Annotated in this window: 23 protein-coding genes and 1 other RNA gene; 14 read left to right on the top strand and 10 right to left on the bottom strand. The window is 65.7% G+C overall.

What is annotated here, in order from left to right:
* The first annotated feature begins 62 nt into the window (after nt 1-62).
* The 3 genes from ssrA to ACFX4F_RS03540 all read left to right on the top strand — a co-directional run bounded on the left by ssrA (nt 63) and on the right by ACFX4F_RS03540 (nt 1,580).
* Nucleotides 63-455, top strand: a transfer-messenger RNA (tmRNA) gene (gene ssrA, locus ACFX4F_RS03550).
* A 156-nt stretch (nt 456-611) separates the two neighbouring features.
* A complete protein-coding gene (locus ACFX4F_RS03545) occupies nt 612-986 on the top strand; it encodes an NINE protein (protein WP_380652335.1) in 375 nt (124 codons plus the stop codon).
* A gap of 126 nt (nt 987-1,112) precedes the next feature.
* A complete protein-coding gene (locus ACFX4F_RS03540) occupies nt 1,113-1,580 on the top strand; it encodes a hypothetical protein (RefSeq protein WP_380652332.1) in 468 nt (155 codons plus the stop codon).
* A 36-nt stretch (nt 1,581-1,616) separates the two neighbouring features.
* Here ACFX4F_RS03540 and ACFX4F_RS03535 read toward each other — a convergent pair whose 3' ends face one another.
* Entirely contained in the window at nt 1,617-2,072 is a 456-nt protein-coding gene (locus tag ACFX4F_RS03535; RefSeq protein ID WP_380652329.1) for a methyltransferase family protein, read from the bottom strand.
* A 140-nt stretch (nt 2,073-2,212) separates the two neighbouring features.
* On the opposite strand from ACFX4F_RS03535, the gene ACFX4F_RS03530 reads away from it, so the two are divergent.
* The 7 genes from ACFX4F_RS03530 (at nt 2,213) to ACFX4F_RS03500 (ending at nt 8,517) form a co-directional block, all read left to right on the top strand.
* The gene (locus ACFX4F_RS03530; protein WP_099820173.1) at nt 2,213-4,219 is read left to right on the top strand and encodes a triacylglycerol lipase; all 2,007 of its coding nucleotides are present in this window, start codon (nt 2,213-2,215) and stop codon (nt 4,217-4,219) included.
* Between the two features lie 65 nt (nt 4,220-4,284).
* Complete coding sequence (locus tag ACFX4F_RS03525; RefSeq protein ID WP_380652326.1) at nt 4,285-5,265, top strand: hypothetical protein; 981 nt, start codon at nt 4,285-4,287, stop codon at nt 5,263-5,265.
* A 78-nt stretch (nt 5,266-5,343) separates the two neighbouring features.
* Nucleotides 5,344-6,216: a glyoxalase III HchA gene (gene hchA / locus ACFX4F_RS03520; protein WP_380652323.1), complete on the top strand. Its 873-nt coding sequence runs from the start codon at nt 5,344-5,346 to the stop codon at nt 6,214-6,216.
* A gap of 5 nt (nt 6,217-6,221) precedes the next feature.
* On the top strand, nt 6,222-6,926 hold the full coding sequence (locus ACFX4F_RS03515; RefSeq protein ID WP_380652320.1) for a PA1136 family autoinducer-binding transcriptional regulator: 705 nt from the start codon (nt 6,222-6,224) through the stop codon (nt 6,924-6,926).
* 86 nt (nt 6,927-7,012) lie between these two features.
* Complete coding sequence (locus ACFX4F_RS03510) at nt 7,013-7,249, top strand: hypothetical protein (RefSeq protein ID WP_099820216.1); 237 nt, start codon at nt 7,013-7,015, stop codon at nt 7,247-7,249.
* A 38-nt stretch (nt 7,250-7,287) separates the two neighbouring features.
* The gene (locus tag ACFX4F_RS03505; RefSeq protein WP_240196786.1) at nt 7,288-7,527 is read left to right on the top strand and encodes a hypothetical protein; all 240 of its coding nucleotides are present in this window, start codon (nt 7,288-7,290) and stop codon (nt 7,525-7,527) included.
* A gap of 135 nt (nt 7,528-7,662) precedes the next feature.
* Nucleotides 7,663-8,517 carry an endonuclease/exonuclease/phosphatase family protein gene (locus tag ACFX4F_RS03500; protein WP_380652317.1) on the top strand — a complete coding sequence of 285 codons (855 nt, stop codon included), beginning with the start codon at nt 7,663-7,665 and terminating at the stop codon, nt 8,515-8,517.
* Nucleotides 8,518-8,535: 18 nt separating this feature from the next.
* Here the strand turns inward: ACFX4F_RS03500 and ACFX4F_RS03495 are convergent, their stop codons facing one another.
* Entirely contained in the window at nt 8,536-8,799 is a 264-nt protein-coding gene (locus ACFX4F_RS03495) for a hypothetical protein (RefSeq protein ID WP_099820167.1), read from the bottom strand.
* A gap of 138 nt (nt 8,800-8,937) precedes the next feature.
* On the opposite strand from ACFX4F_RS03495, the gene ACFX4F_RS03490 reads away from it, so the two are divergent.
* The gene (locus ACFX4F_RS03490; RefSeq protein WP_099820166.1) at nt 8,938-9,315 is read left to right on the top strand and encodes a VOC family protein; all 378 of its coding nucleotides are present in this window, start codon (nt 8,938-8,940) and stop codon (nt 9,313-9,315) included.
* Between the two features lie 41 nt (nt 9,316-9,356).
* Here ACFX4F_RS03490 and ACFX4F_RS03485 read toward each other — a convergent pair whose 3' ends face one another.
* From ACFX4F_RS03485 to ACFX4F_RS03460, 6 genes are all read right to left on the bottom strand, one after another.
* Nucleotides 9,357-10,778, bottom strand: coding sequence for an efflux transporter outer membrane subunit (locus ACFX4F_RS03485; RefSeq protein WP_025878845.1), 1,422 nt, complete (start codon nt 10,776-10,778; stop codon nt 9,357-9,359).
* Nucleotides 10,772-11,509, bottom strand: a complete 738-nt coding sequence (locus ACFX4F_RS03480; RefSeq protein ID WP_089240412.1) for an SDR family oxidoreductase — start codon at nt 11,507-11,509, stop codon at nt 10,772-10,774. Before ACFX4F_RS03480 ends, ACFX4F_RS03485 begins: the two co-directional genes overlap by 7 nt.
* Nucleotides 11,510-11,572: 63 nt before the next feature.
* Nucleotides 11,573-14,743, bottom strand: a complete 3,171-nt coding sequence (locus ACFX4F_RS03475) for an efflux RND transporter permease subunit (RefSeq protein ID WP_251476485.1) — start codon at nt 14,741-14,743, stop codon at nt 11,573-11,575.
* A 112-nt stretch (nt 14,744-14,855) separates the two neighbouring features.
* Nucleotides 14,856-16,079, bottom strand: a complete 1,224-nt coding sequence (locus ACFX4F_RS03470; RefSeq protein ID WP_380652310.1) for an efflux RND transporter periplasmic adaptor subunit — start codon at nt 16,077-16,079, stop codon at nt 14,856-14,858.
* A gap of 91 nt (nt 16,080-16,170) precedes the next feature.
* On the bottom strand, nt 16,171-16,941 hold the full coding sequence (locus ACFX4F_RS03465) for an SDR family NAD(P)-dependent oxidoreductase (protein WP_380652307.1): 771 nt from the start codon (nt 16,939-16,941) through the stop codon (nt 16,171-16,173).
* On the bottom strand, nt 16,938-17,165 hold the full coding sequence (locus ACFX4F_RS03460; RefSeq protein ID WP_380652304.1) for a hypothetical protein: 228 nt from the start codon (nt 17,163-17,165) through the stop codon (nt 16,938-16,940). The genes ACFX4F_RS03465 and ACFX4F_RS03460 overlap by 4 nt, the downstream gene beginning before the upstream one ends.
* A 147-nt stretch (nt 17,166-17,312) precedes the next feature.
* Here ACFX4F_RS03460 and ACFX4F_RS03455 point away from each other — a divergent pair, with 147 nt between their 5' ends.
* Nucleotides 17,313-18,344 carry a LysR family transcriptional regulator gene (locus tag ACFX4F_RS03455; RefSeq protein ID WP_025878839.1) on the top strand — a complete coding sequence of 344 codons (1,032 nt, stop codon included), beginning with the start codon at nt 17,313-17,315 and terminating at the stop codon, nt 18,342-18,344.
* Nucleotides 18,345-18,518: 174 nt separating this feature from the next.
* Here the strand turns inward: ACFX4F_RS03455 and ACFX4F_RS03450 are convergent, their stop codons facing one another.
* Nucleotides 18,519-19,214, bottom strand: coding sequence for an OmpA family protein (locus ACFX4F_RS03450; protein ID WP_100464910.1), 696 nt, complete (start codon nt 19,212-19,214; stop codon nt 18,519-18,521).
* A gap of 141 nt (nt 19,215-19,355) precedes the next feature.
* Nucleotides 19,356-20,771, bottom strand: coding sequence for a cryptochrome/photolyase family protein (locus ACFX4F_RS03445; RefSeq protein ID WP_380652300.1), 1,416 nt, complete (start codon nt 20,769-20,771; stop codon nt 19,356-19,358).
* Nucleotides 20,772-20,882: 111 nt separating this feature from the next.
* Here ACFX4F_RS03445 and ACFX4F_RS03440 point away from each other — a divergent pair, with 111 nt between their 5' ends.
* Both ACFX4F_RS03440 and ACFX4F_RS03435 read left to right on the top strand, forming a co-directional pair.
* A complete protein-coding gene (locus ACFX4F_RS03440; RefSeq protein ID WP_380652298.1) occupies nt 20,883-21,464 on the top strand; it encodes a hypothetical protein in 582 nt (193 codons plus the stop codon).
* 45 nt (nt 21,465-21,509) lie between these two features.
* The gene (locus ACFX4F_RS03435; RefSeq protein ID WP_380652295.1) at nt 21,510-21,632 is read left to right on the top strand and encodes a hypothetical protein; all 123 of its coding nucleotides are present in this window, start codon (nt 21,510-21,512) and stop codon (nt 21,630-21,632) included.
* The last annotated feature ends 271 nt before the right edge of the window (nt 21,633-21,903 follow it).

Here is a 21,903-nt window from a genome sequence, read left to right as displayed (position 1 = left end):
GGGTTCTTGGTCAACATTTGGTCAACCAAGGGCCTGAAAGCCTTGCAATACTTGAAGAAACCGGGGGTGCATTGGTTTCGACGGGGGTTGTGAAGTCGCCTGGCGCATGCCGAGGGGGTAGCTTTCCTCGTAAATCCAGCTGCAAAACTCTAGTTGCCAACGACGACAACTACGCTCCGGTCGCCCTCGCAGCCTAAAAACTGCGGTGCGTGACCTTCTGCCGACTTAGGCGGAGCCTCGAAACTGCTTGTGTCCATGCTCGCAGCGTAGAGTCATTATCATGGAATCGCGCTGGGCGGCTGCCTGTCAGTCCGGCACAAGAACACAACAGGCTGGTCCTTGGATGCGCTTTGCACGCCGTGCTGTCCCGGGATGAGATTCAACGGTGAGCTAAGCATGTAGTGCTGGGGATGGAGTGCCTTCGGACGGCGGTTCAATTCCGCCCACCTCCACCATTTGTACCGCCCTTCGGGGCACGAAAAGCCAGATCTCCCGTCGATTGGGGTCTGGCTTTTTTGTTGGCCGCTCTCCGGCCGTTCCAGATTTTCCGGGCAGCGCCGATACTGCCCGTTGGACCGGCGGACAACCTGCCCAGGACACGGAGCAGAACGATGGCGTTGGTGAATTGTGTGGAGTGCGACCGCGAGGTCAGTGACAAGGCAACCGCCTGTGTGGGCTGCGGCGCCCCGGTCGGATCGAAATTGCCGTCACCGCCACCGCTGCGTGCGGGACAGGTCTACGCCGCTCCGCACGCACAACCGCAGCCTGTCGCCCGTACCCGCGTTGCCTACATTCTCCTGGGCCTGTTCCTGGGCGGTTTGGGCATTCACAACTTCTATGCCGGCTACCACGGTCGCGGCATCGCCCAATTGCTGATCACCCTGCTGCTGGGCTGGCTGATCATCGGCGTGGTCATCACCGGGCTGTGGGCGCTGATCGAGATCATCACTGTCGATACCGACGCGGCCGGTGTACGCATGGTGTAAGCCTCGCGCGGACAGTGGCCGCCGCCGGGGCTTGCCCGGCCAAGCCGCCCTCCCCCACACTCCGGGCATGCGAGGGGCTGACAGCACGCCCCCCTCGCCTCCCCGCGAATTCCAGAAGGACCTGCAATGAACACCCCGCTGATCGCCCTGCTGCTGGGCCTGGCCGTATCGACCGCCGCTGTTGCCGCACCTCCTGCTTCCAGCACCGCTGCACTGGAAGCTCTGCTGGCCTGCAAGGCCGGCTCCGATTTCACCGAAGCACAGGTGGAGCAGGCATTCCATGCCGCCGGACTGACCCGCGATCCCGGCAGCGTGTTCGAGCCGAAGGACAAGCCGGTGGCGTTGTTCGGAGGCACCGTGGCCAGCGCGGACGTGAGCATTTCCAAGCCCTACAAGAGCCTGCATGTGTATCTGAAGGGTGTCGATCACCAGCGTTTGGCCCGATCCTGGGGTGTGACGACGGTCAACGAGGAGGCCGAGACCGAAGCGCCCTCCTACCTCAAGAAGGTTGATGCCACGCACACCTTGCATGTGGGGGCCGCTGACGACTACGAGGGCTATTCGGCCTCGGTGACCTGCCAGATCCATCCGTGACCGGACCGATGATCAACTGAAGAGCCGGCCCGGGCGCTACAGCCAGCGCCGGACCTGCTGCCGGAACGCTTTGTACTGGGCGCCGAAACGCTCGCCAAGAACGCGCTCTTCCGGATGGATCTGAAAGCGCGTGATGTACAGGACAAACAACGGCACCACTGCGAGTGCCAAGAGGTTCTGCAGATACAGCATGCCTCCGAGCAGGAACGCGGCTTGCCCCAGATACATGGGGTTGCGCGTATAACGATAGACCCCTCTGGTGATCAGAGCCGTGGATGACGCCGGCCGCATCGGATTGACCGTGGTACCCGCGCGCTGGAAGGCCAACTTGGGCAACAGGTTCATCAGCAGCCCAACGATCATGACTGCCACCGCGACCCACCACGGCGTTGGCAATTCCGCTGCGGGCAGCCAGCCGCTGATGCCGAGACCGAGCAGACCGCACAGCAGCATTACAAGAGGTGGGGGAATACGGGTTTCCAGCAATCGCATCGGCCGTCCCGGCGTCGGATGTCCGAACCAGTGTCACACGCCGACGCTGGCCCCACACGTCGGCCCGCAATGACCCAGCTGAGCCCTGCTTCCGCGTTGACACGTCTGCCGCTAGAGTGGCGCCAGCGCAGGGAGTCCACATGGCAAGAACAGGCATCGGCTTCATCGGCCACACCACCTTCATCCTCATTGCCCTGCTCACGCTGAGCGGGTGCGCGACGCTGCGCCAGTTCGGCCCATCGGTGCAGGTGGGCACGGTCACGCCGGGCCAATACATCGCGCTCAAGCGCGGTGACATCCTCACCAGCGGCAAGCTCAGCGCGGCCACCACCGAGACCCTGCGCGTGGCAGGCCTGGACGAAGGCGCCTGCGCCAAGCCGGGTCTGCCGTGCATCGAGGCGATGGAGGCCAGCATCGTCGTCCGCGAGGAAGACAAGCGCTCGTCGCTGGCCGAGCTGTGGGTGCAGTACGCGATGACGATGCCGGCGCCGAAGCGCGAATCGGCGTCGGTGGCGCGCAGCAAGGCCGCGACTGCCCAGCCCGACCCGACATTGCAACCGCGCCTGGATGCGTGGATGCAGATCGCACGGCAGTCCTATGCGTATCTGTTCTTCACCGAACGCACCGCCAACCAGCGTGGCTTCGAAGACCGCCAGACCCAGGTGCGCGACTACTACAATCTGGCCGTGCAGGAATCCGCCGTGCTGCTGTTCGAGGCCTACTCGAGCAAGCAGGTGCGCAACCACAACGGGCGGTTCCAGCTGGGCCGCTGGACCTTCGTGCTGGCGCCTGCCGATGACGGCGCGGCAGCGGACACGCGCGAACCGATCGAACTGGTACCGGCTGCATCGATGTCCTTCACCGGCACCCTGCGCAGCGTGCATCGACGCGATGGCTTCGGTGCCGAGCTGGTGGCGGTGATGGCCGACCCGGCCAGCACAGGACTGGCGGCGGCCGCTGCAGGCACGGCACCGGCGACCGAGCGCGACTGGAGCGAGATGCCGTCGCCGTCGATGACTGTGCTGCTGCGCTTCTCGGGCAAGAACCTGTGGGAAGTGCTGCACGACGACGAGCCGGAACTGGAGATCCACGACCCCTACCAGGTGGCGGTGGTGGAACTGCATGGCGAGCAGGTGCCGCTGGCGGCGAACTTCACCGCCGGCTACGCGCTGTGGCTGGCCCGCTCCAACTTCAGCCGGCAATCGCTGCGTACATTGTTCGGTGGCAAGGGCGGCATCGAAAAACCGCACCTGTTCATGATGCAGCCGTACGATCCGAACCGCCGCGTGCTGCTGATGATCCATGGCCTGGCCAGCAGCCCGGAAGCGTGGGTGAACGTGGCCAACGAACTGATGCGCGACGATGAGATCCGCGGCGATTTCCAGATCTGGCAGTTCTACTACCCGACCAACATGCCGATCGCGCTCAGCCACGATGAGATCCGGCGGATCCTGCACGACACGCTGCGGCACTTCGACCCGAGCGGCCAGGCGCTCGCCTCGCACGACATGGTGGTGGTCGCCCACAGCATGGGCGGGGTGATTTCGCGGCTGATGGTGTCCTCCTCCGGCGACCATCTGGTCGATACCCTGTTGGCGACCGCGCAGATGACTCCGGCGCAGCGCGAACTGCTGCGTACGAAGGGCGCACCGGTGCTGACATTCCAGCCGGAGCCGGAAATCTCGCGGGTGGTGTTCATCGCTACCCCGCATCGCGGCACCGATGTCGCAGGCACGCGCTTGGGACGCTGGCTGGGCCGCTTCGTGCGCCTGCCGCTGACCGTGCTGGAGGATGTCGCGACGTTGGCAAACGACGGCAAGGTCGAGCGCAACGACGACAAGCACGGCTACCAGATGAACAGCATCCAGAACCTGGACAAGGACGATGCCTTCGTCAAGGCCGTGGCCGATCTACCGATATCGCCGAAGGTGCGTTACCACTCGATCATCGCGCGCACCCAGGCCGAAGGTCCGCTGGAAAAGACCGACGATGGACTGGTGCCGTACTGGAGTTCGCACCTGCCACATGCCGTTTCGGAAAAGGTGATCGTGTCCGGTCACAGCGTGCAGGAAGCTACGCCGGCCATCGTCGAACTTCGCCGCATCCTGCATGAGGACATGGAGGTCCATCCTCTGCCGGCGAAGTAGCACACGAAATCCAGCAACCCTGGCCCGCGCTTTTCCGACCGGGCCACCAACAACGAGGCAATGGAATGCATATCTCAACACTGGTCGAACTGCTCGGCAGCAAAGGCTCAGACGCTCATCTGCAGGCATGGTTCGCACAGCACGGTATCGGCAAGCCGCCGGCCACGATCAGCGCGAACCAGGGGCAGAAGTCAGTCAAGGACAAGCTCCACGACATGGAGTTCTACTTCGCCTTCGACATCATCAACGATCGCTTCTATCCGCCCACCAGCGGAGCGCGTGGCAGCCTGCTGAGCCACTTCAAGTCCGCCACCCTGTTCAGTCGCCGGCCCAAGGGCAATCCGCCAAAGCCCGAAGGCTTCTGGGACGGATACGTGCAGCCTGCAGCCACACTCCAGGACTGCCTGGCGTATTTCAACGGCCTGATGGAAGAATTCGGCGATACGGTCTACTTTGAAAAGCCGCTGACCGGGGACGTGGAAATCAAGCTCTGGTTCTGCAAGCGCAGGCAGCGCGTGGACACCATCCAGCTCAATCTGCGCGAGGACCGCGAGTTCATCGGCCATCATGATTTCGACCCTGGCAATGAACACAACACCACCCCGCAGGCGGCAACGCTGGTACTGAAGTGGTTGTTCGATCGCCGACACCTGCGGGTGCCGCAGGCACTCTACGAGGCCGGGCTGGAGGACGATCACCAGGCGATCCTGCGCTTTGCCGATCAACATCTCGGCAACCACGTCTGGGCAGGCCAGCTTCACGATTCACCTGCACTGCGCAGCCTGCTGGCCCACACCAGGACCACCCGTCCCCTGCAACTGGACAACGGCAGCTCGCTGCACCTGTTCGACAAGTGGCTGTACCTGAAGGCGGGCGGGGCATGGGAACGGCATCAGACCCTCTACAACGACGACACACTGGTGGACTGGAGTGCGAGCGTGGATGCATTCGAGCGCGCGGTGGTGCTTGATGCCGCACAGCGACAGGCCTTCCTGGCACTGCTGGACGACGCCTATCAGCGGGTTCAGCAAGCGCAGCCTGCCTGATCGCATTGGGGGAAAACCCTCATCGTGCGTACGCATCGCTCTGGCTAAGCTGACCACTCTCTTCCGCAGGAGGTCCACATGAACACCTCAGAGCCCAGCCGCCAGCCCAGCCCCGATCCGGCCGAGCGCGATGCGTTTTTCCCGTCGCCGTACTCGCTGTCCCAGTTCACTTCGGCAACCACCGATCTGTCCGGTGCGGACTATCCGGACGCCCGCCGTGACGGGCGCTGGAAGGTGCTGATGATCGCCGCCGACGAACGTTACCTGCCTACCGCCAACGGCCATCTGTTCTCCACCGGCAACCATCCGGTGGAGACGCTGCTGCCGATGTATCACCTGGACAAGGCCGGTTTCGGGATCGACGTGGCCACGCTGTCGGGCAACCCGGTGAAGTTCGAGTGGTGGGCGTTCCCAGGCGAGGACCGCGAGATCGGCGGACTGTACGAGCGCTACGAATCACGCTTCCGCCAGCCTCTGCACCTGGATGACGTGGCGGCCGCGCTGGATGCCGGCTCGGACTATGCCGCAGTGTTCATTCCCGGTGGTCACGGTGCGTTGATCGGCCTGCCGGAAAGTCGCGCAGTGAAGGCCACCCTGCAGTGGGCGATGGACCATCAGCGCCACATCATCACCCTCTGCCACGGTCCTGCCGCGTTGCTGGCGGCGGGCGTGGATGAAGCCGATGGCGGTTCATTGTTCCGTGGCCATCGGATCTGCGCCTTCCCCGATGCGATGGACCGGCAGACCCCGGATATCGGCTACATGCCCGGTCAACTGCCCTGGTTCTTCGGTGAGCGTCTGGCCCAGCAGGGCGTGCAGATCGTCAACGAGGGCATCGACGGCAGCGTGATGCAGGACCGTCTGCTGCTGACCGGCGACAGCCCGCTGGCGGGCAATGCGCTGGGCAAGCTGGCCGCGCGCACCCTGCTGGATGCGCTGGCCACGCGCTGATCGACATGGACAGCGTGGTGCCGTCATTGCTGGTGCTGGAGCGCGCGCGTTCGCTGGCGGCGGTCGGCGCGTTGCTGCGCAGCACCGGCGCGCCGCTGGGCTATGACCGCACGCTGATGTTCGCCACCGGCACCGATCTGGAACGCGGCGCGCAGCGCCTGTACTGGATCGATGGCGATTGGTTCGGTGAGGCCGCCAGCACTGACATGGCGCACTACCTGCATGCGTGCCCGGTCAATCGCCATGTGCTGGACAGCGATGCGCCCTTCTTCTGGAGCAAGCAGCAAGGCGTGCGCGGCGAGCGCTACCAGGTCGTGCGGCAACCGCGGGGCGAAGGACTGCACGGCCTGCAGGTGCCGGTGTTCGGTGCAACCGGCCTGGAAGGGGCGGTCAGCTGGGGCGGGCGCACGATCGACGCATCTCCATCGGCACGGTTGCTGCTGGAGCTGATCGGCACCGCCGCCTTCCGTGCGGCGCATCGGCTTTCTGTCGCCCCGGCGGTTGTGCCTGCCGGCACACTCAGCGCGCGCGAGCGTGAGGTCCTGCGCTGGGTTGCCGCCGGTCGTCGCCAGGCCGACATCGCTGCCACCCTTGGTCTGTCCGCGCGCACCGTGGAAAACCACCTGCGCAGGGCACGCCAGCGGCTGGGCGTGGCGACCACCGCACAGGCAGTGCGGGCCGCCGGCCGGCGCGGTGAGATCGGCGACTGAACGAGGCGCGACACTTCCGGCTGCTGCGGTCGCATGCTAAACAGGCCAGGCGCATGTGCGCGATTGCAGAAGCAAGGATGATGCTGATGAAACTGCAACTGGCCTCGATGGCCGCATTGATGTTGGCAGTGGGCAGTATGGTACCGGCAAGCAGCCACGCGGCCGGGTCTCCCGGATCGACGACCGATTGCGTGCCCGTAAGACTGGGGCCAAACCTCGTGCATCAGCGCTGCACAGTTACCCGCACTCTGGCAGATGGCACCGTTTTCACGTCGGTGTACTGGATCGACCAGAACGGTCAGTGGTACCTCCCGGCAGACTGATCTGCACAGCACCTCGACTACAAGGAGAGTGATCAATGATGCTGCACAAGAAACTGTTCGCGTGTTCATTCGGTGCCGTGCTGGCGCTTGCCGGGCTGGTGCCTTCAGCGCCGGCAACTGCCGCCGAAGAGGTCGGCCTGCAGGAAGAGTGCGTGCCCTTCCGTGCCGGCTTCGGCATCCACCAGCGTTGCACGCTGTATGTGGTCTATGACGATGGCACCCGCGTGGCCAGCGACCACTACAACCGCGACGAGAACGGGATGATGTACGACCCCTGATCGCCCAGTGGCATCTGCCGGGCGGTCGCTCGCCGTCCGCCCGGCCCTTGCAGCCGCCTGTCCCGGCATACCGCTGCCCTTGCCTTCCATGGCATCCTCCATGAAACCGCTTTCATGGAATGGAGGGATTCCACGATGTTGTCACGCTTCCGCACGTCCGCGCTCTGCGCACTCCTGGCGTTTGCACTGCCTGCCGTCACCTGGGCAGCCTCGCCCGCGCCGCTGAAGGTGATGTCCTTCAACGTGCGTACGCCGGCCGATACCGACCCTGGCAAGCGCTGGGAAGATCGCCGCGATGCCATGGTCAAGGTGATCCAGCAGGCACACCCGGCCGTGATCGGTACCCAGGAACTGGTGCTGGAACAGGCCAACTACCTGGCCGAGCAGCTGCCCGACTATCGCTGGTTCGGCGAAGGCCGCCGCGGGGGCAGCGGCGACGAGCACATGGGCGTGTTCTACGACAGCAAGGTGCTGGCGGTGGAGCAGTCCGGCAACTTCTGGCTGTCCGATACACCTGACGTTGCGGGCAGCATCAGCTGGGGCAACCTGTTCCCGCGCATGGTCACCTGGGCGGTGTTCCGCCGCCTGGATGATGGCCGTCGCTTCTACTTCATGAACACCCACCTGCCCTACCGCGACGAAGACGAACCGCGGCGGATCAAGGGCGCCGAACTGATCGCCACGCGCGTGGCCGCACTGCCTTCCGATCTGCCGGTGGTGCTGACCGGCGATTTCAACAGCGAGCCCGGCGGCGGCACCTACCAGGCCTTCACCCGGGTGCTGCAGGACACGCGCACCCAGGTCAAGTCGCCGCAGGGTCCGCGCCTGACCTTCCACAACTTCACCGGCACGGCGACCGCCGAGCTGGACTGGGTGCTGGTGCGCGGCTTCCACGCGCGCAGCTTCCTCACCGATGACCGCCGCATCGACGGCGTGCTGCCCTCCGACCACTTCCCGCTGGTGGTTGAGCTGGACTGGCCGAAGCCCTGAGCACTGTAGCGGCCCTCGCTACGGCGGGGGGCGCTTGCCCAGCAGGCGGTACAACGCCTGGTGCTGGTCGCGCGCCTGGCAGATGCGTGCGCCGACGGCGAGGAACACCGCAATGCCGACAAGGCCGACCCCCAGCATTGAATCGGGCAGGCGCAGGAAGCCGATCACCGCAGCCATCGCCGCCAGTACCAGCACCACCACCACCGCCACCGACAGCCCGGCTCCCGGCAAGCCGGGATCGCCGAGCAGCGTCCGTTGGGCCGATTGCTTCTGTTCGCTCATGTCCTGTCCTCCCGTGTTTCCCCACTAGTTACACGGTGGGCGGCACTTCCGGCAGAGTCAGAAACGTCATGGCGGCGAGAACGCGCGCGGCGGCACACGCGCTACCCTGCCAGCACCCTCATTGAGCGGAGACGGCACATGACCCATCGCAGCCGACTGGCCGGATTCATCATCGATTGCCAGGACACCCCTGCCGCAGACAGTGCCCGCTTCTGGGCCGCAGCGCTGGGCCTGCAGGCTGGGCCCGCCCGTGGCGAAGGCGACGCCGAGTACGCCGACCTGACAGGTGCGCCGGCAGGCTTGAACGTGGAGGTGCAGCGGGTCGATCACCCGTCGCGGGTGCACCTGGATATCGAAAGTGACGACATCGACGCCGAAGCCGAACGGCTGGAAAAGCTCGGTGCGCGCCGGGTCGGTTTCGTCAAACGCTGGTGGGTGATGGAAGCGCCCACCGGTCATCGTTTCTGCATCGTGCGCATGCGCGACCCCGATGCCCCGGCCAACCTCTGGCCGTAGCGAAAAAAGGGACGGAAGCTGATGCTCCCGTCCCCTGCCGATCAGCGCGCCTGGGCCACGCTCGGCGCCTGCGGTGACTGGCCCCAGCCACCCAGTGCCTTGTACACGCCCACCACGCTGACGTTGACCTCCGATTCGGCGGCGGCCAGTGCATCATCGGCCACCAGCTGCGTGCGCTGCGCGTCAAGCAGGGTCAGGAAGTCTTCCGAGCCCTCGCGGTAGCGGATCTGCGCCAGCGATTCGGCCCGTCGTGCTGCCTGCGCCTGCTCGACCACGATGGCCAGCCGTGCCTGCTGCTTGGAGTAGCGGGTCAACGCGTTCTCGGTGTCTTCCAGCGCCAGCAGCACCGCCTGCTCGTACTGTGCGGCCACGCCCTCGGCCTCGGCCTTGCTCGCACGCAGGCGTGCCTTGACCGTGCCGAAATCGAATGCCGCCCAGCTCAGCGACGGGGTCAGCGACCAGGCCTTGTTGTTGCCGTTGACCAGGCCACTGGCATCGCCACCGAGGAAGCCGACGAAACCAGACAGCGACAGCCGCGGGAACAGATCGGCGGTGGCAACACCGACACGCGCGGTGGCGGCAGCCAGGCGACGCTCGGCCACCCGCACGTCGGCACGCTGACGCAGCAGTTCGCGGGTATCGCCCAGCGGCAATGCCTTGGCAAACGCCGGTACTTCGTGCGGTGCCAGCATGGCCGTCAGCACTTCCGGGCGCTGCCCAAGCAGGACGGCAAGCCGGTTGCGCGACTGCGTCTCGGCCACTTCCAGCAGCGGGATGTCGGCTTCGATGGCCTTCAAGCGTGCGCGGCTGCTCTGCACGTCCAGCTCGCTGCCGGCACCCAGTTCCCAGCGTGCCTCGGTCAGCCGCTGCGTATCGCGCAGGTTGACCAAGGTGCGCTGGGCGACCGCGATGCGCTTCTGGGTGCCACGCAACTCGAAGTAGTTGCGTGCCACTTCGGCAGCGATCAGCACCTGCGCGTCGGCAAGGTTGGCCTGCTCGGCGTCCAGGTCGGCACGCGCAGCCTCTGCCGCGCGGCGCTTGCGGCCGAACAGATCCAGCTCCCAGCCCGCATCGAAGCCGAGCTGGTAGCTTTCACTGAACACCCGCTGCCCACCCAGCTGCGGATCCGGTTGCTTGCGGCGATCGTAGCTGCCGCCGGCGGTAACGTGCGGTGCCTGGTCGAAGCGGCTCTCGACGAACACGGCACGGGCCTGGCTGACGCGGGCCACAGCCACGCGCAGGTCCAGGTTGTCCGACAAGGCGCCGTGCACCAGTTCTTCAAGCACCGGATCATCGAACTGCGCCCACCAGCTGGCCACCGGCGAGGTGGTGCTGAACACCGGCTGCTGCGCGCCCTGCAGGACGACGGGCTCCTGCACCGGTGCCTTGTAGTTGGGGCCGACGCTGACACAGCCCGCCAGCACCAGGCTGGAGACGGCCATCGCCAGGGTGCGGATCACCATGGCAGCACCTCGCCCAGGTAGGTGAAGCTGCCGCTGGCGCCGGACTCGCCGATCAGCGACATCTGCACGCTGGAGCGCGCGCCCTCGGCGATCTCGATCTCGCCGTTGCCACCGTTCATATCGGTTTTCACGTAGCCGGGGTGCACGGTGTTGACCTTGATCGGCGTACTGCGCAGCTCATGGGCCAGGGCCAGGGTCCAGCTGTTCACTGCGGCCTTGGACGCGTTGTACGCAGGGATCTTGAAGTCGTAGATGCCCGAGGTCGGGTCGGCATGCAGGGTCTGCGAGCCGAGCATGCTGGAGACGTTGACGATGCGGCCGGACTTGGCCTGCTTGATCAGCGGCAGGAAGGCCTGGGTCACTGCCACCAGCGCGTACACGTTGGTGTCGAAGGTGCGACGCCAGGTGTCCAGCGACTGTTCCGACGGCAGCTGTGCCGGGTTCTCGATCATGATGCCGGCGTTGTTGACCAGGATGTCCAGACGGCCATGGCGCTGGCGCACCTGCTCGACCGCCTCGGCGATGCTGGCGCCATCGTTGACGTCCAGCTGCAGTGCCTCCACCGGCAGGCCTTCTGCCTGCAGCTTCAGTGCCAGTTCGACGGCGGTCTCGCGCTTGCGCCCGGCCAGCAGCGTATGCACGCCGGCCTGCGCCAGCTGGCGCACGGTTTCCAGGCCGATGCCGCGGGTTGCGCCGGTGACCAGCGCGATCTTGTTCTGATGGGTGTTCATGGATTCATTGCCTTGGTAGGGGGAAGCGGGCGCCGGTGGTTGCCGGCGCCGCTGTTTTCCATGTCAGTGGTGGATGGTCGGCTCGCCGTGCTGCACCAGCTGGCCACCACCATTGCGGGTGACGAACTTGCGCAGTGCCACGTAGAACACCGGGGTCAGGAACAGGCCGAACAGGGTCACGCCCAGCATGCCGGCGAACACGGTGATACCGGTCACCGAGCGCACTTCGGCGCCAGCACCATGCGACAGCACCAGCGGCACGGTGCCGGCGATGAAGGCGATGGAGGTCATCACGATCGGGCGCAGACGCAGGCGGCAGGCTTCCAGTGCCGCTTCGACGATGCCCTTGCCGCCCATCTCCAGCTCTCTGGCGAACTCGACGATCAGGATCGCGTTCTTGCACGCCAGGCCCATCAGCACCACCAGGCCGACCTGCACGAACACGTTGTTGTCGCCGCCGGTCATCCACACGCCGAACAGCGCGGACAGCAGGGTCATCGGCACGATCAGGATCACCGCCAGCGGCAGCGACCAGCTTTCGTACAACGCGGCCAGCACCAGGAACGCCAGCATGATCGCCACCGGGAACACGATGAAGGCCGCCTTGCCCTGGGTCGCCTGCTGGTAGCTCAGGTCGGTCCATTCGGTCGCCATGCCCACCGGCAGCACCTTGGCGGCGATGGCGGTGAGGTTGTTCATCGCTTCGGCCGAGGACAGCACACGCGGGTCGGCTTCACCGGCCAGGTCAGCGGCCGGGTAGCCGTTGAAGCGCAGCACCGGGTCCGGACCGTAGGTTTCCTTGACGGTGACCATCGAGCCGATCGGCACCATCTCGCCACGGTCATTGCGGGTGCGCAGCTTGCCGATGTCCTCGACGCTGTCACGGAACTGACCATCGGCCTGTGCGATCACCTGCCAGGTACGCCCGAACTGGTTGAAGTCGTTGACGTACGCCGAACCCAGGTAGGTCTGCAGCGTGTCGAACAACTCGGTCAGCTGTACGCCCTGGGCCTTTGCCTTTACACGGTCCACCTCGGCATCCAGCTGCGGCACGTTGGCCTGGTAGCTGGTGATCGGGAAGGCCATGCCCGGGGTCTGCGCAACCGCACCCTGCATCGACTGCACCGCGTTCTGCAACGCGCCATAGCCGAGGTTGCCACGGTCCTGGATGAACATCTGGTAGCCGTTGCCGTTACCGAGGCCAAGGATCGGCGGCGGCATCATGGCGAAGGCAAACCCTTCCTGCAGGCCTGCGATCTTCTGGTTGATCTCGGCATTGATCTGCGCGGCGGTACGGCCATGGCGCTCGCTGAACGGCTTGAGCGGAATGAACGCGACACCGGTGTTGGGCGTGTTGGTGAACTGCAGGGCATTCAGGCCCGGGAACGAGATGGTGTGGGCCACACCGTCGGTTTCCTGGGCGATCTTGGCGACCTTGCGCAGCATTTCATCGGTGCGCGCGATCGACGAACCCTCCGGCAGCTTCACACCGGCAATCAGGTACAGCTTGTCCTGGGTCGGAATGAAGCCCGGCGGCACCAGCTTGAAGATGAAGCCGGTACCGACCAGCAGCACCGCGTACACCACGAACACCGCACCACGACGGCCGAGGATCTTCGACACGCCACGCTCGTACTTTTCCGAGCTGGACTTGAAGAAGCGGTTGAACGGACGGAACACCCAGCCGAACAGACGGTCGATGATGCGGGTCGGGGCATCCTTCGGCGCGCCATGCGGCTTCAGCAGGCGGGCGGCCAGGGCCGGCGACAGGGTCAGCGAGTTGATCGCCGAGATCACCGTGGAAATGGCGATGGTGACCGCGAACTGCTTGTAGAACTGACCGGTGACGCCCGACAGGAACGCCATCGGCACGAACACCGCACACAACACCAGCGCGATGGCGATGATCGGCCCGGACACTTCGCGCATCGCCTGATGCGCAGCGGCCAGCGGGGTCAGGCCTTCCTCGATGTTGCGTTCAACGTTTTCCACCACCACGATCGCGTCATCGACCACGATGCCGATCGCCAGCACCAGGCCGAACAGGCTCAGCGTGTTGATCGAGAAGCCCAGCAGGTACAGCGCGCCGAACGTACCGACGATCGACACCGGCACTGCGATGAGCGGGATGATCGAGGCACGCCAGGTCTGCAGGAACAGGATCACCACCAGCACCACCAGCGCGATGGCTTCCAGCAGGGTCGAGACCACCGCCTTGATCGAGTCGCGCACGAAGATGGTGGTGTCATACACCGCCTCGTACTTCACGTCGGCCGGCATGGTCTTCTGCATCTCGTCCATGCTGGCCATCACCGCATCGCGGATCTCCAGCGCGTTGGCGCCGGGGGCCTGGAAGATACCGATACCCACCGCGTTCTTGCCGTCCAGCTGCGAGCGCAGGGTGTAGTCGCCAGCGCCCAGTTCAACCCGGGCCACGTCCGACAACCGCACCACTTCACCGTCTACGCCGCTCTTGAGCACGATGTCGCCGAACTCCTGCTCGCTGCGCAGGCGGCCCTGGGCGTTGATCAGGGTCAGGAACTGGCTGTTGGGCATCGGCTCGGCGCCGAGCTGGCCGGCCGAGACCTGCACGTTCTGCTCGCGCATGGCACGCACCACATCGCTGGCGGTCAGGCCGCGCGCGGCAACCTTGTCCGGGTCCAGCCAGGCGCGCATGGCGTAGTCGCCACCGCCGAAGATCTGCGCATCGCCCACGCCCTGGATACGTGCCAGCGCGTCCTTGACGTGCAGGCGGGCGTAGTTGCGCAGGTACAGGGTGTCGTACTTGCCGTTGGGCGAGGTCAGGTGCACCACCATCAGGAAGGTGGGCGACTGCTTCTGGGTGGTCACGCCTTGCCGGCGCACGTCCTCGGGCAGTCGCGCCTGGGCCTGGGCGACGCGGTTCTGCACCTTCACCGCCGCTTCGTCCGGGTCGGTGCCCGGGCGGAAGGTGATGGTCATCTGCAGCACGCCGTCAGAGCCGGCCACCGACTTGAGGTAGATCATGCCCTCAACGCCGTTGATGGCCTCCTCCAGCGGGGTGGCCACGGTTTCGGCGATCACCTTGGGGTTGGCGCCCGGATACACGGTACGCACCACGACCGACGGCGGCACCACTTCGGGGTACTCACCGATGGGCAGCATCGGAATCGAGATCAGGCCGGCGGCGAAGATCACGATCGACAGCACCGCCGCGAAGATCGGCCTGTCGATGAAGAAACGGGAAAAGTCCATGGAAGAATTCCTGGAAAAGGCCGTCGGCGGGCAACAGCCGCCCTGCCCCTCGCCAATCTGGCGAAGGCAGTGACGGCTGCCGCTGGCACCGGCAGCTAAGCGGGGACGCGGATCAGTGGTTCAGTGCGGCAGTTGCATCGCGACCCGGCGCCGGCGCAGCGGTGGGCTGCATCGCCACCGCCTTCGCCTGCACCGGCATACCGGGCATGAAGACCTTCTGCACGCCATCGATGATCACCTTGTCACCGGCGGCCAGACCCTTCTCGACAATGCGCAGGCCTTCGGCGGTGCGGCCAAGCTGGATGTCGCGGCGCTGGGCCTTGCCATCCTTGTCGACCACGTAGACGTACTTGCGGTCCTGGTCGGTCAGCACGGCCTTGTCGTCGATCAGCATGGCCTGGAACTGGCCGCTGCCGAGCAGCTGCACGCGGGCGAACAGGCCCGGAGTGAACTGGCGATCGGCGTTGTCCAGCAGCGCGCGCACGCGGATGGTGCCGGTGCTGCGGGTCACCTGGTTGTCGAGGAAGTCGACCTTGCCCGTGTGCGGGTAGCCATCTTCACCGGACAGGCCGACCTTCACCGGCAGCTCGCTGTCGCGCTCGCTCGGGCGCTCGCCCTTGCGTGCCATCTGCGCGTACCGCAGGAAGGTGCTTTCGTCGGCATCGAAATAGACGAACACCGTATCCAGCGAGACCAGCGTGGTCAGCACGCTGGCACTGTCACCGGCGGTGACCAGGTTGCCGGCGGTGACCATCGCGCGACCGGCACGGCCGTCGATCGGCGCACGCACCTTGGTGAACTCAAGGTTGAGGCGCGCTGCATCCAGCGCGGCCTGCGCAGCCTGCACTGCCGCACCGGACTGGTCGGCGGCCGCGCGACGCTGTTCGGCCGTTTCGGTGGAGATCGCCTGCTGCTCGGCCAGGCGCTTGGCACGCTCGGACTCGCTGCGGGCAAGCACCGCCTGGGTGCGGGCACGGGCCAGTTCGGCGTTGGCGCGATCGTACTCGGCCTGGTAGCTGCGGGCATCGATGGTGAACAGGACGGCGCCCTTCTTCACCTCTTCGCCTTCCACATAATTGACCTTGTCGATGTAGCCGGACACGCGCGGGCGCAGTTCGACGCTCTGTACGGCCTCGACGCGACCGCTGAATTCATCCCACTGGCTGATCTGCTTGAGCAGTACAGGGGCAGCGCTGACCTGCGGCGGGGGCGGTGCGCCAGCTTCTTCGGCATGGCCACCGCTGCAGGCAGCCAGAACGGCGGCAGCGAGGATCGACACGCCAGCCATCGCCAGGCGATGACGGAAACGATGTGGAGTGGTGTTGGGGGAAGTCATGGCATGCATCCGTACGGAGGGGTGGTACAGCTATTTGAGAATTGCTATCAACTTTTGGCGGCGTATCCTGCGACCTCAACCAAGGCTGAGGTCAAGCAACGCCCGCGGTGTCGCGCCACAGCGGCGGTATTTCCAGGTGCAGCAGGCCGCGTGGCAGTTCGGCATCACTGCTGTCGCAACGGACGATTGCGCGGTTGTCGCGGCAACCATCGAGCAGGGACACCACGCGGCGACCGACCAGCAGTGAACTCGGCCATTCGATGCAGGCGTTGGCGGCGTTGGCCGGCGTGCAGACCGGGCTGCACACTTCCAGCATCTGCGCGCGAACGCCGACGGCCTGCGCTTCCTGGTGCACCACCTGCGCATACATGCGCAGCGCGGCCGTGGTGATCGAGGTCTCGCCATAACCGGCCCAGGGCTTCAGCCCGGCCGGGCTGCCGATCATCACGTAGCGACGGGCATGCACGTTGTCCTGCAGCAGCGGCAACAGATGACGCACCGCGTGCACATGCGGCATCAGGTCAGCCTGCAATGCCGCCGACAGTGCGTCGCCACCACGCTCGACCACACGACCGCGGTTGTACGGACCGCCCATTGCCGCGATCACCGCTGCTAGCGGACGCGGGCGCTGCGCCACGCGTTCGGCCAGCGCGCGTGCCGAGCCGTCGTCGCTGAGCGAACCCAGCATCGTCTGCAGGCCCGGCTCATCGGCGAACTGCTCGTGCAACGCAGCCAGGCGGCGCGGATCGCGGCCGACCACCAGCACGGGGCTGCCGGCCTCCAGCAGGGCGCCGACCACACCCTGGCCGACGGCGCCGGTGCCGCCGAGAACCAGGACTTCGGGCGTCAGAATCCCATTCACGGGACATTTCCTCCCAAATCCGGGATAGTCCCGATTCGACGCAGTCGGTCACTCTTGTGCGAAGCAAGGTGCAAGGCACCGCCACGCTGCTGACGCATGGGTGCGGTAAACTCCCGAAAATCCTTGTTAACCAAGGAGCTGGGACGGGATTCGACGGTCATTGCCAGGTCCAGAGCGTTCTGGCCGGCAATCCGGAAGCGGGCAAGAATGTTGCGCAGGCTCATGGCGGACGGGCTCCAATTAGCGAATGGCGCCACGATAGACCTCAAACCCCTACTTGATTAGTCCTGATTAAGGGGAATAATCATCCCGTCCCCGGTCCAATCGTTCTGTCACGATTGCCCCATCCCCGACGTCCAGGATTCCTGACCATGTCCCACGATCTCAACGAGACGCTGATCTTCGTCAAAGTGGTCGAGCAAGGCAGCTTCATCGCGGCTGCCAAATCGCTCGGCCTGCCCAAGACCACGGTCAGCCGCAAGGTGCAGGAACTGGAAACGCGCCTCGGTGCGCGCCTGCTGCACCGGACCACGCGCCGCCTCGGCCTCACCGAGGCCGGCTCGATCTATCACGAGCATTGCCAGCGCATCGCGCGCGAGCTTGAAGAAGCCGAAAGCGCGGTCAGCCAGCTGCAGTCCGGCCCGCGCGGCTGGCTGCGCTTCACCGTGCCCTATTCGATCGGCATCACCTGGATCGCACCGCTGCTGGGCCAGTTCCATGCGCAGTACCCGGAAATCCGCCTGGACATGCACATGGGCAACGAGAAGCTGGACCTGATCGCCGGCGAGGCCGATCTCGCCCTGCGCGTGGGTGCCCTGCCCGATTCCAACCTGGTGGCGCGCAAGCTCGGCAGCCTGCGCACGCAGGTGTTCGCCAGCCCGGCCTACATCGAGCGCTACGGCGAGCCGCTGCATCCGGAAGAGCTGCAGTTCCACCGCATCCTGGCCATGCGCAAGCCGTACCACACCGGCAATTCGCCACGCTTTACCTGGCAGCTGGGCGAGAACGGCGGCGAGCTGCGCGACTTCCCGGTGACGCCGCTGATGACGGCCAACGACATGTCGGCGCTGAATGGTGCGCTGGTGTGCGGCGAAGGCCTGCTGCTGACCGGCGACGTGATGGCCAAGCCGTTCGTCGAGTCGGGCATGGTGCGCCGCGTGCTGGCCGGCTGGACCGGTCCGGAAGTGGATTTCAATGCTGTGTTCGCCGGCGGCCGCCTGGTCTCGCCGAAGGTGCGCGCGTTCGTCGACTTCCTGGTGGAGAAGCTCAACTTCGACGCCAACTACATGCTGGCGCAGTGCCCCGGTGCGAAGCTGGCGCGGCAGCAGCAGGAACAGGAAGAAGCGGCACTGGCGAGCAGCGGCAAGCGGATCCTGGAGAAGGTGGCTGCGTCGGCGGCGTAATCCACAACAATGCCGCCTCCAATCTCCTGGTAGTCGCCGACCTTGGTCGGCACGGGTCTCCACATGCGCTATCGGCGTGCCGGGCAAGACCGGCACCCACAAAAATGCCGCCTTCAAGGGCGGCATTTTCGTTCCGGCCGATGACCTGACCGGCTCAAGCAACAACGCTAGGCATTATTGTTTGAGGGGAATCACTCGGATCTCGACGCGGCGGTTCTTGGCACGGCCGGCATCGGTGCTGTTGTCGGCAATCGGGTAGGACTTGCCGGCGCCCAGGGTCTCGATGCGCACGCTCTGCACGCCCTGACCGATCAGGTACTGCGCCACCGAATCAGCACGCTCCTTGGACAGGCGGTTGTTGACCGCGTCGCTGCCGATGCTGTCGGTGTGGCCGACCACTTCGATCATGGTCTGGTTGTAGTCGCGCAGGGTGCCGGCAACGCCATTGAGCGAGCCGTAGAACTGCGGCTTCAACGCCGACTTGCCAAAGTCGAAGGTGATGCCGTCCGGCAGGTTCAGCGTGATGTTGTCGCCCTGACGCTGCACATCGATGCCGGTGTTGGCGGTGCGCTCGCGCAGCGCGCGCTCCTGGCGATCCTGGTACTGACCCACGGCGGCGCCGCTGAGTGCACCGATACCCGCGCCGATCAGCGCATGCTGGCGACGCTCGGTCGCGCTGTCGCCGGTCAGCAGGCCCGCGGCCACGCCGATGGCGGTACCGATCAGGGCATTGCGGCCGGTGCGGTTCTGCTGCTCGGTCGGGTTGCCGTACGGATCACTCTGCACATAGGAGCCGCCGGTGGCGCAGGCCGACAGGACGGCCGCACTCATCAGGGCCAGTGCGACGTTGCGGGTGGTATTGCGGATCATGGTTTTCTCCTTGGTTTCCGGTCGGGCCGGCGGCTTGCGGGCGGCAACGAGGATAAACAGCCGGACGCGATGTCGGCATGATGATCGCAGCGGCCGACAGGGACGTGTTCAGCTAGCTGTCTGGACCGCTCAGCCAGCGCTTTACCCCGCCGCCGACTGACGGTAGGCGGCCAGCGCCGCATCACGGCCTGCCGCCAGGTCCACCAGCGGCGTGCGCGGATACCCGGGCGCGCGTTCGGCCAACAGCTGCGGGTGCTGCCAGGGAGCGAACCGCGCCTTCACCGGCAGCGCCGCCAGCTCCGGCACCCAACGACTGATGTAACTCGCTTGTGGATCGAACTTCTCGGCCTGGGTAACGGGATTGAATACCCGGAAATAGGGAGCCGCGTCGGCACCGGTACCGGCCACCCACTGCCACCCCATCGTATTGTTGGCCAGGTCCGCATCCACCAGCGTGTCCCAGAACCACTGCGCGCCGTGCAGCCAATGCGCACGCAGGTGCTTGCACAGGTAGCTGGCGACGATCATCCGCACCCGGTTGTGCATGTAACCGGTATGCCAGAGTTCGCGCAGGCCAGCATCGACGATGGGCACGCCGGTGTTGCCGCGCTGCCAGTCCTGCAGCTCGGCGGCACTGGGGTTGGCCCAGGGGAAACGGTCGAAACGCGGGTTGAGATTGTCCGTGGGCGTTTTCGGGAAGTGGTGCAGCAGGTGGTAGGCGAAATCACGCCAGCCGAGCTGGCGCAGGTAGCCGTCGATGTCGGCATCGGTCCCGGCGCTGCGCAGGCCTTCCAGCGCGTGGGCAATGCGCCACGGGGCAATTTCGCCGAAATGCAGGTGCGGCGACAGCCGCGATGTACCGACCCGGTCCGGCAGATCGCGCTGCTCGCGATAGCCGCGCAGCGCACCCTCCTCGAACACGGACAGCGCCTCGAGCGCACCGGCCTCACCCGGCTGCCAGTGCTCCCAGAAGCCGGCGTCCCACTGCAACGACGGCGCCAGCTGCAGCGCGTCCAGCGCCAGGCCTTCGACCGTGTGCGCGGTCAATCTGCGCGGCGCCTCCTGCAGGGCCGTCAATCGCCAATGGCTGAGCACGTTGCGCCAGTACGGGGTGAATACCTTGTAAGGCTGACCCTGCTGGGTGGCGATGTCCCAGGGCTCGAACAGCAGGCTGCCGTTGCAGCTCTGCGCATCGATGCCCTGCTCGCGCAGCGTGCGTTTGACGGCGGCATCGCGGGGTTGCGTCGCCGGTTCGTACTTGCGGTTCCAGTACACCGCCTCGGCGCCGGTCTGATCAATCAGCGCCTGCAGGGTCGGCAGGCTGTCGCCGGTGCGCAGCACCAGCGAGCAGCCGCGTGCACGCAGGTCGCCATCCAGCGCTGCCAGCGAGCGGTGGCGCCAGGCGTTCGACGCGGCACCCGGCGCCCAATCGCCCTCCTCGTGCGGGGCGTGGATGTAGACCGGCACCACATCGTGGCCCGCTTCCAGCGCCGCCTGCAGCGCCGGGTTGTCCTGCAACCGCAGGTCCCGACGGAACCATACCAACGCTACCGACACGTGCACTGCCTCTCTGTCCTGGGCGGCCATGATAGCCAGTGGCGGTGAAGGCGATGCGTGCGACCGGCTCTGCTACGCTGCGTGCTGTCCTGCTTCCGCCCTGCCCTCGTCATGGATGATCTTCGCGCAACGTTTGCCCGCTTCGGCACCCTGCAACCGCAATCCGCCGACGCGTGGCAAGGGCCGTTCCCGTTGCCGGACGCGCTGGCCGGATTCTATGCACGCGTCGGCCCGTTCGGTGAGGTGTTCAATCCTGCCAAAGGCCCCAGCGGCATCACCGTACCGGGGCTGGAGGTGTGGCTGCCGCCGTTGCAGCGCCTGTGGGCGTATCAGGCGGGCTACCGCTGGAATGGCATTGATGGCGAGCCGATCAGCGACTGGCCGGCGCACTGGCTGGTGATCGCCGACCGCGGCGCCGATCCCCTCATCCTCGACATCAACGATGGCCGCGTGCTGTTCGCCCGTCATGGCGCGGGCCACTGGGACGCCGACGAGTTCGTCGCCGACGTACCGACCTTGATGGCCGCACTGGCGGCGGCGGGCAGCGTTTACCTCGAGGCCGATGAGGACCTGTACAGCGATGACGATGATGGTGGGATCCGCCCCGAACATCGCGAAGCGGCGCTGCGCGCTGTCGCTGCGGTGCTGGGCGACACGGACGAGGCAGAACTGTTCCTGGACGCGATGCAGTAGATCCACGCCATGCGTGGATGGTGCACGGGAAGGTTCAATCCACGCATGGCGTGGATCTACTTCATGCCTTCGCTGATCACCCGCCCGTCTCTCTTTCCAGCGGCGCCTGCTTCGGCGCTGCTGAGCGGCACGGACGAGGCAGAACTGTTCCTGGACGCGATGCAGTAGATCCACGCCGTGCGTGGATGGTGCACGGGAAGGTTCAATCCACGCATGGCGTGGATCTACTTCATGCCTTCGCTGATACCCGCCCATCTTTCTTTCCTGCGGCGCCTGTTTCGGCGCTGCTGGGTGGCACGGAGGAGGCAGAACTGTTCCTGGACGCGCTGCAGTAGATCCACGCCGTGCGTGGATGGTGCACGGGAAGGTTCAATCCACGCATGGCGTGGATCTACTTCATGCCTTCGTTGATCACCCGCCCGTCTTTCTTTCCTGCGGC

It is taken from the genome of Stenotrophomonas sp. YIM B13575, assembly GCF_042787595.1.
In the GTDB taxonomy this organism is placed as follows: Bacteria; Pseudomonadota; Gammaproteobacteria; order Xanthomonadales; family Xanthomonadaceae; genus Stenotrophomonas; species Stenotrophomonas lactitubi_B.
This window is presented reverse-complemented; position numbering and strand designations above follow the sequence as displayed.

Excerpts from the sequence above, each read along its gene's own strand:
- ACFX4F_RS03545 (WP_380652335.1), top strand. The coding sequence starts at position 612 with ATGGCGTTGGTGAATTGTGTGGAGTGCGACCGCGAGGTCAGTGACAAG.
- ACFX4F_RS03540 (WP_380652332.1), top strand. The coding sequence starts at position 1,113 with ATGAACACCCCGCTGATCGCCCTGCTGCTGGGCCTGGCCGTATCGACC.
- ACFX4F_RS03535 (WP_380652329.1), bottom strand. The coding sequence starts at position 2,072 with ATGCGATTGCTGGAAACCCGTATTCCCCCACCTCTTGTAATGCTGCTG.
- ACFX4F_RS03530 (WP_099820173.1), top strand. The coding sequence starts at position 2,213 with ATGGCAAGAACAGGCATCGGCTTCATCGGCCACACCACCTTCATCCTC.
- ACFX4F_RS03525 (WP_380652326.1), top strand. The coding sequence starts at position 4,285 with ATGCATATCTCAACACTGGTCGAACTGCTCGGCAGCAAAGGCTCAGAC.
- hchA (WP_380652323.1), top strand. The coding sequence starts at position 5,344 with ATGAACACCTCAGAGCCCAGCCGCCAGCCCAGCCCCGATCCGGCCGAG.
- ACFX4F_RS03515 (WP_380652320.1), top strand. The coding sequence starts at position 6,222 with ATGGACAGCGTGGTGCCGTCATTGCTGGTGCTGGAGCGCGCGCGTTCG.
- ACFX4F_RS03510 (WP_099820216.1), top strand. The coding sequence starts at position 7,013 with ATGAAACTGCAACTGGCCTCGATGGCCGCATTGATGTTGGCAGTGGGC.
- ACFX4F_RS03505 (WP_240196786.1), top strand. The coding sequence starts at position 7,288 with ATGCTGCACAAGAAACTGTTCGCGTGTTCATTCGGTGCCGTGCTGGCG.
- ACFX4F_RS03500 (WP_380652317.1), top strand. The coding sequence starts at position 7,663 with ATGTTGTCACGCTTCCGCACGTCCGCGCTCTGCGCACTCCTGGCGTTT.
- ACFX4F_RS03495 (WP_099820167.1), bottom strand. The coding sequence starts at position 8,799 with ATGAGCGAACAGAAGCAATCGGCCCAACGGACGCTGCTCGGCGATCCC.
- ACFX4F_RS03490 (WP_099820166.1), top strand. The coding sequence starts at position 8,938 with ATGACCCATCGCAGCCGACTGGCCGGATTCATCATCGATTGCCAGGAC.
- ACFX4F_RS03485 (WP_025878845.1), bottom strand. The coding sequence starts at position 10,778 with ATGGTGATCCGCACCCTGGCGATGGCCGTCTCCAGCCTGGTGCTGGCG.
- ACFX4F_RS03480 (WP_089240412.1), bottom strand. The coding sequence starts at position 11,509 with ATGAACACCCATCAGAACAAGATCGCGCTGGTCACCGGCGCAACCCGC.
- ACFX4F_RS03475 (WP_251476485.1), bottom strand. The coding sequence starts at position 14,743 with ATGGACTTTTCCCGTTTCTTCATCGACAGGCCGATCTTCGCGGCGGTG.
- ACFX4F_RS03470 (WP_380652310.1), bottom strand. The coding sequence starts at position 16,079 with ATGACTTCCCCCAACACCACTCCACATCGTTTCCGTCATCGCCTGGCG.
- ACFX4F_RS03460 (WP_380652304.1), bottom strand. The coding sequence starts at position 17,165 with ATGAGCCTGCGCAACATTCTTGCCCGCTTCCGGATTGCCGGCCAGAAC.
- ACFX4F_RS03455 (WP_025878839.1), top strand. The coding sequence starts at position 17,313 with ATGTCCCACGATCTCAACGAGACGCTGATCTTCGTCAAAGTGGTCGAG.
- ACFX4F_RS03450 (WP_100464910.1), bottom strand. The coding sequence starts at position 19,214 with ATGATCCGCAATACCACCCGCAACGTCGCACTGGCCCTGATGAGTGCG.
- ACFX4F_RS03440 (WP_380652298.1), top strand. The coding sequence starts at position 20,883 with ATGGATGATCTTCGCGCAACGTTTGCCCGCTTCGGCACCCTGCAACCG.
- ACFX4F_RS03435 (WP_380652295.1), top strand. The coding sequence starts at position 21,510 with ATGGCGTGGATCTACTTCATGCCTTCGCTGATCACCCGCCCGTCTCTC.